Origin of the sequence: Streptomyces taklimakanensis (assembly GCF_009709575.1) — a bacterium.
GTDB classification, from domain to species: domain Bacteria; phylum Actinomycetota; class Actinomycetes; order Streptomycetales; family Streptomycetaceae; genus Streptomyces; species Streptomyces taklimakanensis.
Map to the genome: position 1 here is coordinate 294,751 of NZ_WIXO01000001.1, position 12,410 is coordinate 307,160.

Consider the following 12,410-nt stretch of genomic DNA (forward strand, 5'->3'; position numbering starts at 1 on the left):
GAGCCCTCAGTAGTTCCGCCACTCGTGGCGGGTGTACTCCAGCACCGCGGGATCCATCAACGTGCTGGCCCGTACCTCCTGGGGGCGGCGGTCCACGGGAAAGACGGTGGCGGCCGCGAGGACGGCGTCGTCCAGGAAGCGCAGGCGCGGGACGTCGTCGGCCAGGCGAAGGGGTGGCGGCGGACGGTCGGCACCGGGAGCGGCCAGGACGAAGCCCCAGTTGCCGAAGCTCGGGACGTCCACCTGGTACTCGGTGGTCGCGTACCCGGCCTCGTCGATCGTGGTGGCGATGGACCAGTACGACTTGGGGGCGAAGAACGGCGAGCCGCCCTGCACCACGACCCGGCTCTCGGGCTTCAGGACGTGGCCCAGCAGGTGGTAGAACTCGACGCTGTACAGCTTGGCCAGCGCGGCGGTGTCCGGATCCGGGAAGTCGATGAGGACCGCGTCGTAGCGCCGGGCGGCGTCCCGCAGCCAGGTGAACGCGTCGGCGTGGACGACGGTGACCCGCGGGTCGCCGAGCGCGTCGTCGTTGAGTTCGAGCAGGGGGGCGAAGCTGCGGGCGAGCCGTGTCATCGCCGGATCGAGATCGACCAGCGTGACCTCGTCGACGTCGTCGTACCGCAACACCTCCCGCAGGGCGAGCGCGTCGCCGCCCCCCAGGATCAGGACGGACGACCGCTTCCCCGACAGGGCCGGGTGGACCAGCGCCTCGTGGTAGCGGTACTCGTCCACGGAGGAGAACTGCAGATCGCCGTTGAGGAAGAGACGGATGTCCGGCTCCCCGGTGAAGGCGGTGGACCGGGTGACGACGATCTCCTGGTACGGCGTGGTCTCGGCGTGGACGATCGGATCGCGGTAGAGCTGCTGGCGCGCGGTGACCTCGATGTCGTCCGCCAGGACGTACACCGTGCCCAGGAGGGCGAGGACGCCGGCGGCCCCGGCCAACAGCGCGGCGCGCACGACACGGCGCGTCTGCCGGCGGAAGATCCACAGGACGACGACGACCCCGGCCACGGCGTTGACCGCCCCGACCACCAGCGCGCCCTTCAACTGGCCGAAGGCGGGCAGGAGCAGCAGGGGGAAGCACAGTCCGCCGACCAGCGCCCCGACGTAGTCCACGGCGAACATGTCGGCCACCGCGCTGCCGGCCTCCTGCCGCCTGACCCGTTGGAGCAACGTCATCAGCAGCGGGATCTCGGCTCCGATGAGCAGGCCGACGACGAACGAGACCACCACCATGGCCGGCATGTACAACCGGAGCCAGGCGAACGCCACGTACAGGACGAGCACCGACAGCCCGCCGACGAGCGCGAGCAGGATCTCCACGAGCGCGAAGGCACCGACCGCGCGGCGCTGCAACGGCTTGGCGGCCAGCGAGCCGACGCCCATGGCGAAGACCATGACGGAGATGACCACGGAGGTCTGCATCACGGAGTTGCCGATGAGGTAACTGCCCAGCGCCGTCAGGGCCAGTTCGTAGACCAGGCCGCAGGCCGCGCAGACGAACACCGCGAGCAGCAGCAGAAAGCGCCTCCACCGCGTACGGGTTGCCCGCGGCGGCCGTGCGGCGTCGGTGACGGCCGGAGCGGTGTGGTCCAGGGCGGAGCTGCTCATGAATGACGCGGTCGGCGGTTCAGGAGACGGCGGCGCCGACCATGAAGGCCGTACCGAGGTACATGGCCGCCTGGACCCAGGCGGCGGGATGGGGACGGTCACCGTTGTCCTCCAGCACGGCGGCGCCCAGCCGGCCGGGGGTCAACAGCCCCACCACGTAGGAGATCACGGTCATCACGGCGACACCGGCGAGGCCGTACAGCAGGGTGCTGAACAGACCGTGATCCAGGCCCAGTTCGGACTCGCTGGCCCGGATGGACTGCTCGATGACCAGGCCGACGGCGATCGTCTGCCCGGCGAGGAGGACCGCGGCGCCGCGGTTGCGCTCCGTCCACACCACGTGGAAGAGCTTTCCGGGCGTGACGAGGTCGAGCGCGATGAAGCCGACCGCCATCACGACGAAGCCGACCAGTCCGTAGAGCAGGGCGATGCCTGCGGACTCGAAGATCTCTGCCACGGGTGTGCCTTTCGGGGACGTCGTCGAGGGGTTCGGACGGTGGAACGGGGCTACTTGCCGGAACCGGGGCCTCCGCCGCGGAAGGCGGCGCTGTCGGGATCCGGCCACACGGATCCGATGCGGGACTTCCAACGGCGGTGGCCGGTGCGGTAGTCCTCGATCTGGATGAGACTGCCGCCCAGGCGCGGAGAGATGGCGACGATGTCGTTCCGGTAGCGCAGGAAGACCATGTCGTCGGCGGTGTGGCGGTCCCGGGCGGAGGTGTGGTCGTCGATCTCGCCCGCGACGCGTGGCGGCGGGTCGCTGCGGTCGACATAGCCCGTGCCGCCGGCGGCGTACTGCCGGCGGATCCAGCCGGACGGCACGTCGTTGCCGTCCTCCGGGTCGGTGGAACACCCCGCCAGCGTCATCGCGGCGAGGAACATCGCGCTGACGCGCCGAACCGTCTTCATCGGGCCTCCAGCCAGGTGTGCGTCGCCACGATCCGGCGGCTCTGCGGGTAGGTGTGCCAGGTGCGCCACCCCAGCCCCGTGCCCTCCCGCTCGACGGTCAACGCGGTGACCGCTTCCGGGGATCCGGGGAAGACGCCGTACAGGGCCCGGGGGTGATCCTCCGACACACTGCGGATCCGTGCCACCCTCGCGCCGAAGTCCTCCGGCGCGCAACGCCGGACGCGTGCGCTGAAACGGTACGTCCAGTCATCGAAGCACCGCTCCGCCGCGGTCGGCAAGCCGCCTTCGACGCCGGGCAGGCACGCGACGGTCTCCCCGACCGGGCCCACGAACACCTGGTGGGACGCGCCCAGGAGTCGAAGCTGCACATGGAACCCGCCGACCGTCAGGTCGCGTACCGCGAGTGCCTCACGGGCCGGATGCCCCAGGGCGAACGAGAGCTGGTCGGCGTCGGTGTCCAGGTACGGCGCCGAGAGCGCTATGCCGCTCATCGTGTGTCACCCGGGCGGCGACCGACCGGCGTTCGCACGGCAAGCTCGGTTTTCAACGGAGGTCCCCCGACTCACGTAAGCGCACAGAGCGCCGCCGAGTATGGCACAAGTGCAAAACGCGCCACTTCGAGGGGCCCCGTCGGCACTTCCGTCGGGGGGGGGGAGCGTCACCGTCCCGCGCGCGGATCGGTGGGAACGTCGCCGGGGGTGGGGTAGTCGGGCAGGACCTGGTCGACGCCGGTGATGGACAGCATGCGCCGGACCGGCCGGCTGGGGGCGATCAGGGCCAACCGCCCGCCGACCGCCCGGACGTCCCGGTGGGCCCGAAGGAGGCGGGTGACTCCGGTGGAGTCCAGGAAGGACACCCCGGACAGGTCCAGCAGCACCGTGGTGACGCCCGTCTCCAGGGCGGGCCGGAGGGTGTCGGTGAGACGGTGGGCGCTGTGGTGATCGAATTCGCCGGTCACGGTCAGCAGGACGCGGCCGACTGCCAGGGACCGGGCCCGTACTTCCATCGTCTGGGACGGTTCGTGCCGGTCGCTCCGGTCGCTGCACATCGTCTCTCCTTCCGGCCGGGCCGGCCCGATGCTCCCCGACCCGTGGTCGGCGGGGCTGCCGAGGTCAGGGGGTCAGGTCCGCTTGGTGGCCGCCGCGCCATTCGACCATCAGGACGGTGGCGTCGTCGTCCAGCTTCCCGGCGTGGTGCTCCAGGACGGCGTGGACCAGGCGGCGCAGGGTCTCGTGCAAGGTGAGGTGGCCGGAGTGGTGGCGCAGCACGAACTCGGTGAACCGATCCAGCCCGAACTCGTCGCCGTTGGTGTCGCGGGCCTCGGTGATGCCGTCGGTGTAGAGCACGATCCGGTCGCCGGGTTGGAGCTGTTCGCGGCAGGTGGTGATCGGCAGCCCCAGATCGGCGCCCATCGGACCGGCCGGAGGGCACCACAGCGGGTGGACCCACCGGCCCGCACGGACGAGCAGCGGCAGGTGGTGGCCGCGGTTGACCCAGCTCAGGTGCCCGGTGGCCAGGTCCAGGTCGGCCAGGATCCCGGTGGCGTAACGGCTGGTGCCGAACTGCTCGATCAGCGTCTCCTCCGTCGACCGGCTGGTCTCGGCCAGGGAGGCGCCCCGGCGGCGGGCGTTGCGACAGGCGGCGACCGCCACGTTGGCGGTGAGTCCGGCGGTGGCATCGTGCCCCATGGCGTCGAAGACCCCCAGATGGAGGGTGGTGCCGGCCACGGCGTAGTCGAAGGCGTCACCGCCGATCTCGTAGGCCGGTTCCGAGACCGCGCCGACGGTGGCGTCGTGGCCGGCGAAGGCCGGCGGCGGGGTGAGGTTCTGCTGCATCTCGGCGGCCACGTTCATCGGCGCGGTGCGCACCAGGCGGGCGTAGGAGTCGCTGAAGGACCGCTTGCTCAGCAGCAGGAGGGCCACCATCGAGGCCAGCGCCCGCAGCACCTCGCGGACCCCCTCGCCGTCGTCGGCGACGTCCGTGCGCAGCACGCCCAGACGTTCCACCCCGTCGGTGATCGGCGCCCACCATCGCCGCAGGCCGGTCCCGCCGGTCCCGCCCGGTTCGGGAACGAGGTCCACCCGCTGGTAGGCGCGGCCCGGCAGCGTGCCGTCGACCACCAGTTCCAGCCCTCCCTCGTGCGCGTCCAGCCCCCGGCCGGTGACCTGCCGCAGCACCGTCTCCTGCAGGTCCACCACGAACACGACCGCATCGTGCAGGCCCGCCGCGGCGGCGTGCCCGGCCACCATCTCCGGCAGCTGCTCCAGTGTCGCGATGTGGCTGTCCTGCATCAGACCGGCGAGCATCCTGCCCATCCGCGCGGCATCGGTCACGGTGTCGTCCTCCTCTCCCGGACCACCGCCGAGGCGGCTCACCCGACGACGGTGACCGGTCTTCTGCCCGCGTACTCCGCCGGCCATCCGGACGACACGCCACGGGAGAGCCGGTCCGCTCCCAAGGGGCCCGGGGGCGGAACACGACGGGCCGTGAGGCCGTCGGACGCCGTCGACAGCGGGCCCGGCACGGCACCGCTCGTCCTCGACGGTCACGCCCTGTGGCCTCGGAGGGGATCGCGCGGGGTGCTCCGACGCGTCGAGGGCGCCCCTGTCGCCAGTGTGCCCCACACCGTCCGTCCCGGCCGCGTTCTCCGCGCACGCGCCGGTCGACGCGCCGCCGACATCCGCCGATCGGGTGGGGTGCGGCCCTCCCGGGAAACGGCAGCCGACTTTTCCACAAGACGATCGGGCACACCGATCGGTCTTCGGTCCGTTCCGCCGGCGGCCGTGCGCGGAAACGCGATCGCGAAACGGCATGGCCCTGTGCCAGGCTGACCGGCGCAGTCGTTTCACCGTGGGACGTGGGAGGTTCGTATGCAGAACGATCAGGTCGGCCCCGAAACCGAGGACGACGTCAAACGGAAGTTCAGGGAAGCGCTGGAGCGCAAGAAACAGACCGGCCAGGAACGCCGGGCGCACGAGGAGAACCGCTCGAAAATCAACGGAACGCGCCGCTCGGCCGACCGGAAGCGGAATTTCCGCCGCAAGGCCGGCTGACACCGGCAGGGCGCCGCGCCCCGGCCACGCCGCAGTGCGCGAGGGTCGCTTCCTCCACCGGATGAGCGGGCTCTGCCCCCCGGCCGGGGCCGCGGCCCCGGCCGGGGGGGCACCACCGGACACCACCGGGGGCACCACCGGGCACGGCCGCCGATGCGCGCGCCTCGACGTGGTCCCCGGACCGACCGAGCACCACAATGGGCGTTATGTCTGTTGTGCGGAGAGGCGCGGAGATCAGGGAGCCCAGCGGGCTGCCCCTGGAGGTGTTCGACCCCGCACCGGTGGGTGTCCTGGTCTGCCGGGGCGAGCAGCACGTCCTGACCTACATGAACGCCGTCTACCGGGACATCTTCGGGGACCGACCGCTGGGCGTGCCCGTCCGCCGGGCCTTCACCGATCTGGAGGAACAGGGGTACCTGGACCTGCTCGACCCGGTGTTCCGCGGCGGGGGGCCGGTCCGGGTGGCCGCCGCGCCCGTCACCGTCCGCTACGCGCACGGCAGAGTCGAACAGCGGTACTTCTCGTTCAGCATGTCGAGGATCGCCTCGGTCGGGGAGGACCCGGGGGTCCTGGTCGTCGCCGCGGAGGTCACCGGAGAGGTCACCGCCGCGCAACAGGCACGGACCCTGGCCGAGGAACGGCGTCGGACCCTGCGGCGCTACCAGAGCCTGGTCGCCACGGCCACCCAGAAGGTGTGGGTGGCCGATCCCGACGGAAGCTTCGTCGAGGGAAGCGAGGAGTGGGAGCGGGCGACGGGGCTGCCCTGGAGGGAGCTCCGCGGCACCGGATGGCTCGACACCGCCCACCCCGACGACCGCGAGTCCCTGGCCGAGGCGTGGTCCCGAGCCGTCGAGGAGGTGCCCGTCCGCTTCGAGCACGTCTACCGGCTGCGAGACCCCGACGGGGCCTACCGGCACTGCCTCCTGCGTGCCGCCCCGGTGCACGACGGCGGAACCGTGCTGGAGTGGATGGGCGCCTGCATCGACATCGAGGAGGAGTGGCAGCGGAAACGGCGCGGCGAACTCCTCTCCCGTGCCGCCGCCGCGGTGACGGAGTCGAGGGACGCGCCGGACGCCTTCGCCGCCCTCAGTCGCGTGGTCGTCCCGGACCTGGTCGACGAGTGCGGCATCTACCTGCTGCCCGACTCCCCCGAGTCACTTGCCGAAGACGCCCCTTTGGTGGTGGAGCGGGTCGCGGCCACCGCCCGCGAGGGGCTTCCGCCCGGTCTGCCACCGCGCCGCAAGGAGCACGTCGATCCCGACCACGCCCTTGCCCGCGCCGCCCGTGAACGGCGACCGATCCACTCCTCCTTTCCGCCGGGCGACGTGCCGGCGGACATCGCCCCACCGGGCGTCCTGCCGTGGCTGGAGCGAACCGGGGCGCACGGCGGGGTGTTCCTGCCCGTCCTGGTCGACGGCGCCGTGGCCGCCGTGGTGGCCGCCTTCGTCTGCGGACACCACGAACCGATCGGTCCGGCGGACCGGACCCTGCTGCGGGAGGTGATCGAGGAGGCCCACGACGCGCTCAGCCACGCGCTGCGGCTGCAGCGCAGCCAACGGATCGCGCTGGCCATGCAGCGCAGTCTGCTCACCGAGCCCCCCGCCCTGCCGCACCTGCGCATCGTGGCCCGCTACCTGCCCAGCTCGTCGGCCGACGAGGTGGGCGGCGACTGGTACGACTCCTTCCGGCTGCCCGGCGGCGCCGTCCTGCTCGTCATCGGCGACGTGGTCGGACACGACCTGCGGGCGGCCGTCGCCATGGGCAGGATGCGCAACATGCTCCGCGCGCTCGCCGTCGACCACGGCGACCTGCCCCCGGGCGAGATCGTGCGGCGCCTGGACACCGTGACGCAGAGCCTCGAACCGGCCGTGGGCACGACCACCTGCGTGATGGCCCGGATCGAGGGCACGGGCGACGCCGAGAACCTGCGGGGACCGTGGCGAGTGACGTACACCGTCGCGGGGCACCCCCCGCCCCTCCTGGTCACGGAGAGCGGCGACACCCGCTTCCTGGAGGGGGCCCTCCACCCCCTGCTCGGCGTCCTGCCCCCGGACGACCTCCGCGACAGCACCACCGAGGACCTGCCGCCCGGCGGCACCCTGCTGCTCTACACCGACGGCCTGGTCGAACGTCGCGGCGAGCCCCTCGACCGCGGACTGGCGCGCCTACGGCGTCACGCCGCCGCGCTCGCCCGCGAGCCCCTCGAGACGCTGTGCGACGAGCTGGTGGCCACCACCACCGCCACCGGGGACGACGACATCGCCCTGATCGCCCTGCGACCGCACGTCCCGTGACCCCTGAGCTTCCTCCGTGGTCGACGGACGGGAGGACCCCACCGAAATCCGTGCCGGTCGAAAGTCGTCCCCTCGACACGGCGGGCCGGTCACTCGAAAGGCCTCGTGCGCCGGCCGACAAACACCATCGACCACAAGGAACAACACACAAGAATACGATCCGCCGACGTCACCCGGCAGAGTGAATCGCTCGCTCCACGGGGGTGGCGGCCGATAATCGCCTTGTCGGCAATCCTCGCGCCCCGCCTTTGGTGAAACGTGTTCCGCCCACAGGTGCGGCGGGCGCGGGCCACGAGGTGCGTGGCCGTGTTCCGCCGTACCGGCCGCCATTTCCGGGGGAACGTCAGTGGGATTCTCTCACCTTGGTCACCGGGCGGTTCCGGCAGCGTGGACGACCGTGCTTCCGTCGTCGATATCGGCGGAATCCCCCGCGCGGTCCACCACCGGGTGAACCGGGTGAAGCCCTGGCCGCCCGGGCCCCGTGGGCGGAAACGTCCTCGTGGACCGAACGGTCACCTCGTTCCGTACCGCTTGTGTTCGGCCGGGTGACACGGTCCATCGTTCACGGCACCGTGCGGCCCGGCATCGACCGGGGGTAGGCCGGGGGAAGGCCGGGGAAAGGGAGCCGTCGTGCCACGGGCACCGTCCGCCGTACGACGGAAGCGGGGTTTCCCGGCCGCGGCGGCCGTCACCGTCCCGGCTCTGGCGGCATCGACGGCCCTGTACGCGGCATCCGAACCGTCGACGGGAGCGGAGGAGAACGCTCCTCCCCCGCTCCTCGCGCGGTGACCGACGCGGGGCGGACACTGCCGCACACGGCCGAGCAGCCACTGCTCCGTGACTGCATACGACGTCGCGGCCGAGGATCCGCTGCCCGCGGCGAGGGACTTCCCCTACGTCCTCGACGACGTGACATGGTCGAGAGAACACGGCTACGGCACGGACCTGCGGCACGAGGTCGCCAAGGTGCGCGAGGAGACCCCAACCAGCGCTACTTCCGCAGCCTGTCGCCCGAGCGCAGAAGGGGCGGGCGGAGGAGTGGGGTCAGTCCACTCGTTCGGTGCGATGCCGGGCCGAGCGCAGTCGAACCTCCGCGGGAAGCGCGTCGAGGCCCGCCGAGACCCGGGCGTGTTCCAGGGGCCCGTCCCGTAGGTCCGCCAGGACCCGGGCGGGAGCCGCGTGAGGAGCCAGCTCCAACGCCACCCGGGCCCACGGCCTGTTGCGGCGACGGTCCAGCGTCACCTTGCCGCGCTCCACGCCCGGCAGGCTCCGGGCCTCGGCGACCACGGCGTCCTCCAGGGCGGGCGCCTCGACGAGGGCGTCGTGGCCGTCGCCGGTGTCGACCCTCACCCGGTCCAGTCGGTGCCGGCGGAGTTGGGCCTGCAGCCACCACAGCGCGAGCAGCAGGAGGACGGCCGGTACGCCGATCGCCACCAGCCACCGCCACCAGCCGGCCTCTCCCCACCAGGCCGGAGAGCCGCGGTCGAGCAGCACCTCTCGCGGTGTACTCCAGGGCCACGCGGACGGCGGGCCGAGGTCCCAGCGCCGCCACAGGTCGAGGCCGCCGGCCAGTACCGCCAATCCCGCCGCCAGCACCAGCAGGCCCAGCAGGGCCAACAGGACTCGGTTCACCACTGCGAGCATCCGCCCATCCCACCCTTCCGTCACTTCTTCGGACGCCGCACGCGGGCCGACAGTCTCATGCCTCGGGCCAGCCCGAGCTGCCGCGCCTGGTCCTCCAGCGCGCGGCTCAGGTCCGCACGCACCTCGTCCAGTGGTCTGAAGTGCGCTCGGGCCTTCGCCTTCACCGCGCGCCGTCCGACGCGCACCCGGACCGACTCCACCCCGGGGACCTCCAGCAGTCGGTCACGCACCATCAGCTTGGCGGCGGACCGGGTCATTCCCGCGTGCAGCCGGACACCGCCGGGGGCGTCGCTGCGCATCGGCAGCAGCCTGCGGAGCCCGGGAGTCAGCGCCAGGAGGACCAGCCACAGGCCCAGCAGGGACGCGAGCACCGCTCCGACGATCACCCACACATCGTCCACCGGGCGGGTGGCCAGTTCGTCGGCGAGTTCGCGTCGCCACCGCGCGGGGGGCCGGCCGACGCTCGCGGCGACCGCTTCGTACAGCGACGCGATCGCGACGACCGTCAGGACCAGGGCCGCCACCGCGGCGGGAACCCGTCGGGCGGACCAGAAGCGCCGGGTGGCTCCGCTTCTTCCGGTGCCGTCCGGCCGATGTGGGGCGGACCGTTCCTCGCCACCGTTCTCCGCCCCGGCCGCCTCCCTCGGGGCCGGCGGCCGGTGGGGCTCCTGGCTCACCGCGTCACCCTCCTGCCGTCGGACGTCCCCACGTGCAACCGCCTCACCTCGACGGTCACCTGTCGGGCCCTCAGACCGGCCAGCTCCCACAGCCGCGAGGAGACCCGGGCGCGCACCGCGCCGCACCGCGCGCCGATGTCGCAGGGGTAGGGAAGGTCGACGATCACCCTCACTCGGGCCTCGCCGTTGGTCCCGTCCCGGTCCGGAGGGCGGCGCACGGTGATCGCCACCTTCGGGTCCGCTCCCCGGCCGGAGGACTGCCGGGGGGTGTCCGGCGCGGTGTCCAGCGCCTCCCGGGCGGCCCGGGAGGCGATCTTGGAGAAGACCCGGTCGGCGATTCTCGTCGCGCCTCGCTCACCCGGCGGCACCCAGGACGCCTCGGCGGTACGGAACTCCTGTGCCACCGGTCACCGCCGTCCGCGGTCGCCGGGGCGGAGGAGTTCTCCCACGTCCAGGTCTCCGTCGAAGAGGCGTCCGACGACGAAACCGACCGCTCCCAGCGCCGCCACCAGCAGGAAGGCGCCGAAACCTCCGAAATACCCGGCGAACCCCAGTGCCATGCCCGAGATCAAGCCGACTGTGCCCATGTTCATGGTGCGTTCTTTCGCTCCGTGTCGTGCCGGGCACGCGGCCCGCGCCGTGCCGTGTTACTGCAGCCGGGGCCTCTCGGGCGACTGCTCCTCCTCGCTCTCCTCGTCGGGAAGGTGGACGTCGTCGACCGCGATGTTGACCTCGACGACCTCCAGGCCGGTCATCCGCTCGATCGAGCCGATCACGTTCTCCCGCACGTCGCTCGCCACGTCGGCGATCGGCACCCCGTACTCGACGACGAGGTCCAGGTCCACCGCCGTCTGGGTCTCACCGACCTCGACCCGCACCCCTCGTGTGACGGGCTTTCCTCCGCCGGGGACACGGTCACGCACCGCGCCGAAGGTACGGGACACCCCGCCGCCCATCGCGTGGACGCCGTCGACCTCACGGGCCGCCATCCCGGCGATCTTCTCCACCACACCGTCGGCGATGGTGGTCCTTCCGCGAACACGCGGATCGCTCGCGCCCCGCCCTTCGCCCAGTTGCCTGCTTCCGCTCCTTCCGGCGGCCTCTCCACCGGCGCCGGGAGAGCCGGAGCGGTTCTGCTGCGAGGTCTCTGTCATCGTCTTCACCCCTCACCCACAGGAAGGATTGATCAGGAATCTTCGACAAGATTAACGCCTTGTGTCGCTTTTTTCCTGATATGCCTGTCTCGCGGAAAGGGATGCACAGCTTCGGAGGAGTCGCCTTCGGGAAACCGGGCGAGAAGGCTCCGCAAGACCACCGGTGGGCCCCGGGCACACCGCGGCCTCCGGGAGAGGAGAGCGGAAAACCGTGGCCACGGACCGATTGCTCCAGTCCGTACGCCGGCAGCTCGCCGTCGGCCGCCTGCTCCCTCTGGGGGAGGCGACCGACGGTGCCTGGCTGGCGGAACGGGCCGCGGCCGGCGTGTTGCGGCAAGCCATGAGGAGGCTGCCGGGAGTGCGGCCGGGCACGGTGCGCGTCACCGTGGCCGATTTCGAAGCCGTCGGGGAACCGGTCGTGCCGCCACCTCCCGGTGCGCTGCCCCCCGGGCCGCTCCGGATCGACGCGGAGTTCGACGCCACGGCCGACGAACCGCTGCCGGCGACCGCCGAGCGCGTGCGCACGGCCCTGGCCGAGGCGGCGGACGGTCTTCTGGGGCTGGTGGTGGCGGCGATCGACCTGCGGATCAGCGGGTTGTCGGAGGGGGCGGTGAACGAGCCGGCCCGGGAGGAGCCTCCGAAGGAGGAGTCCCGCGACGGCGAGCCCCCGGCCGACGGCGGCACCGACGACACCGGTGGCACCGGCGGAGCCTTGGAGGCGGCGGTGCGCAACGCCGCGTCGGCCGTTCCGGGGGTGGTCCGCCTCACCTCCCTGTCGGGGGACGGATCCCGGCCGGTGCGCGTCGGCTCCGCGCGCGGCAAGGCGGGCGGTGTTCCTTCCGGGCACCACGTACACATCCGGCTCGCGGTCTCCGCGGACCACCGCGCGCTCGACGTGGTGCGCCGGGTCCGCGCGGCGGTGGAACCGGTCGTCGCCGACGGAACGCTCGGCCCGGTGTCCGTCACGGTACTGGTGACGGAGGTGGTGGAGGTGACGGGGAGGACGGACACGGCGGCTCGGCAGGCCCCGGCCACCTGACCACAGAACGCGGTGGTCGGCGG

At 72.3% G+C, this 12,410-nt stretch carries 14 protein-coding genes; 3 read left to right on the forward strand and 11 right to left on the reverse strand.

The features are described 5' to 3' along the window. Window positions 1-6: 6 nt before the first annotated feature. The 6 genes from F0L17_RS01250 to F0L17_RS01275 form a co-directional block, all read right to left on the reverse strand. Window positions 7-1,617: a polyamine aminopropyltransferase gene (locus F0L17_RS01250; RefSeq protein ID WP_155069364.1), complete on the reverse strand. Its 1,611-nt coding sequence runs from the start codon at window positions 1,615-1,617 to the stop codon at window positions 7-9. A gap of 19 nt (window positions 1,618-1,636) precedes the next feature. After that, on the reverse strand, window positions 1,637-2,074 hold the full coding sequence (locus tag F0L17_RS01255) for a DUF350 domain-containing protein (protein ID WP_162465639.1): 438 nt from the start codon (window positions 2,072-2,074) through the stop codon (window positions 1,637-1,639). Window positions 2,075-2,124: 50 nt separating this feature from the next. Beyond that, a complete protein-coding gene (locus F0L17_RS01260) occupies window positions 2,125-2,526 on the reverse strand; it encodes a DUF4247 domain-containing protein (protein WP_155069365.1) in 402 nt (133 codons plus the stop codon). Continuing rightward, window positions 2,523-3,017 carry a DUF2617 family protein gene (locus tag F0L17_RS01265; RefSeq protein ID WP_155069366.1) on the reverse strand — a complete coding sequence of 165 codons (495 nt, stop codon included), beginning with the start codon at window positions 3,015-3,017 and terminating at the stop codon, window positions 2,523-2,525. The genes F0L17_RS01260 and F0L17_RS01265 overlap by 4 nt, the downstream gene beginning before the upstream one ends. A gap of 167 nt (window positions 3,018-3,184) precedes the next feature. Beyond that, on the reverse strand, window positions 3,185-3,574 hold the full coding sequence (locus F0L17_RS01270) for an STAS domain-containing protein (RefSeq protein WP_155069367.1): 390 nt from the start codon (window positions 3,572-3,574) through the stop codon (window positions 3,185-3,187). A 64-nt stretch (window positions 3,575-3,638) separates the two neighbouring features. Beyond that, entirely contained in the window at window positions 3,639-4,859 is a 1,221-nt protein-coding gene (locus tag F0L17_RS01275; protein WP_338017907.1) for a PP2C family protein-serine/threonine phosphatase, read from the reverse strand. A gap of 537 nt (window positions 4,860-5,396) precedes the next feature. Between F0L17_RS01275 and F0L17_RS01280 the strand changes: the two genes are divergently transcribed. Further along, window positions 5,397-5,579 carry a DUF5302 domain-containing protein gene (locus tag F0L17_RS01280; RefSeq protein ID WP_155069368.1) on the forward strand — a complete coding sequence of 61 codons (183 nt, stop codon included), beginning with the start codon at window positions 5,397-5,399 and terminating at the stop codon, window positions 5,577-5,579. A 206-nt stretch (window positions 5,580-5,785) separates the two neighbouring features. Beyond that, entirely contained in the window at window positions 5,786-7,873 is a 2,088-nt protein-coding gene (locus F0L17_RS01285) for a SpoIIE family protein phosphatase (protein ID WP_155069369.1), read from the forward strand. A 1,044-nt stretch (window positions 7,874-8,917) separates the two neighbouring features. Here the strand turns inward: F0L17_RS01285 and amaP are convergent. The 5 genes from amaP to F0L17_RS01310 are packed head-to-tail and all read right to left on the reverse strand — an operon-like array spanning window position 8,918 to window position 11,348. Continuing rightward, complete coding sequence (gene amaP, locus F0L17_RS01290) at window positions 8,918-9,517, reverse strand: alkaline shock response membrane anchor protein AmaP (protein WP_155069370.1); 600 nt, start codon at window positions 9,515-9,517, stop codon at window positions 8,918-8,920. Window positions 9,518-9,537: 20 nt separating this feature from the next. Then, the gene (locus F0L17_RS28225; protein ID WP_162465640.1) at window positions 9,538-10,194 is read right to left on the reverse strand and encodes a DUF6286 domain-containing protein; all 657 of its coding nucleotides are present in this window, start codon (window positions 10,192-10,194) and stop codon (window positions 9,538-9,540) included. Next, on the reverse strand, window positions 10,191-10,598 hold the full coding sequence (locus F0L17_RS01300; RefSeq protein WP_338017908.1) for an Asp23/Gls24 family envelope stress response protein: 408 nt from the start codon (window positions 10,596-10,598) through the stop codon (window positions 10,191-10,193). Before F0L17_RS01300 ends, F0L17_RS28225 begins: the two co-directional genes overlap by 4 nt. Before the next feature lie 3 nt (window positions 10,599-10,601). Continuing rightward, the gene (locus F0L17_RS01305; RefSeq protein WP_155069371.1) at window positions 10,602-10,787 is read right to left on the reverse strand and encodes a hypothetical protein; all 186 of its coding nucleotides are present in this window, start codon (window positions 10,785-10,787) and stop codon (window positions 10,602-10,604) included. A gap of 54 nt (window positions 10,788-10,841) precedes the next feature. Beyond that, window positions 10,842-11,348, reverse strand: a complete 507-nt coding sequence (locus F0L17_RS01310) for an Asp23/Gls24 family envelope stress response protein (protein ID WP_155069372.1) — start codon at window positions 11,346-11,348, stop codon at window positions 10,842-10,844. Window positions 11,349-11,559: 211 nt separating this feature from the next. Between F0L17_RS01310 and F0L17_RS01315 the strand changes: the two genes are divergently transcribed. Then, window positions 11,560-12,387 carry a nucleopolyhedrovirus P10 family protein gene (locus tag F0L17_RS01315; RefSeq protein WP_162465641.1) on the forward strand — a complete coding sequence of 276 codons (828 nt, stop codon included), beginning with the start codon at window positions 11,560-11,562 and terminating at the stop codon, window positions 12,385-12,387. Window positions 12,388-12,410: the final 23 nt, after the last annotated feature.

Bases quoted from the DNA above. Each gene is read 5' to 3' on its own strand.
- F0L17_RS01280 (WP_155069368.1), top strand. From the start codon at position 5,397: ATGCAGAACGATCAGGTCGGCCCCGAAACCGAGGACGACGTCAAACGG.
- F0L17_RS01285 (WP_155069369.1), top strand. From the start codon at position 5,786: ATGTCTGTTGTGCGGAGAGGCGCGGAGATCAGGGAGCCCAGCGGGCTG.
- F0L17_RS01310 (WP_155069372.1), bottom strand. From the start codon at position 11,348: ATGACAGAGACCTCGCAGCAGAACCGCTCCGGCTCTCCCGGCGCCGGT.
- F0L17_RS01265 (WP_155069366.1), bottom strand. From the start codon at position 3,017: ATGAGCGGCATAGCGCTCTCGGCGCCGTACCTGGACACCGACGCCGAC.
- F0L17_RS01270 (WP_155069367.1), bottom strand. From the start codon at position 3,574: ATGTGCAGCGACCGGAGCGACCGGCACGAACCGTCCCAGACGATGGAA.
- F0L17_RS01250 (WP_155069364.1), bottom strand. From the start codon at position 1,617: ATGAGCAGCTCCGCCCTGGACCACACCGCTCCGGCCGTCACCGACGCC.
- F0L17_RS01305 (WP_155069371.1), bottom strand. From the start codon at position 10,787: ATGAACATGGGCACAGTCGGCTTGATCTCGGGCATGGCACTGGGGTTC.
- amaP (WP_155069370.1), bottom strand. From the start codon at position 9,517: ATGCTCGCAGTGGTGAACCGAGTCCTGTTGGCCCTGCTGGGCCTGCTG.
- F0L17_RS01260 (WP_155069365.1), bottom strand. From the start codon at position 2,526: ATGAAGACGGTTCGGCGCGTCAGCGCGATGTTCCTCGCCGCGATGACG.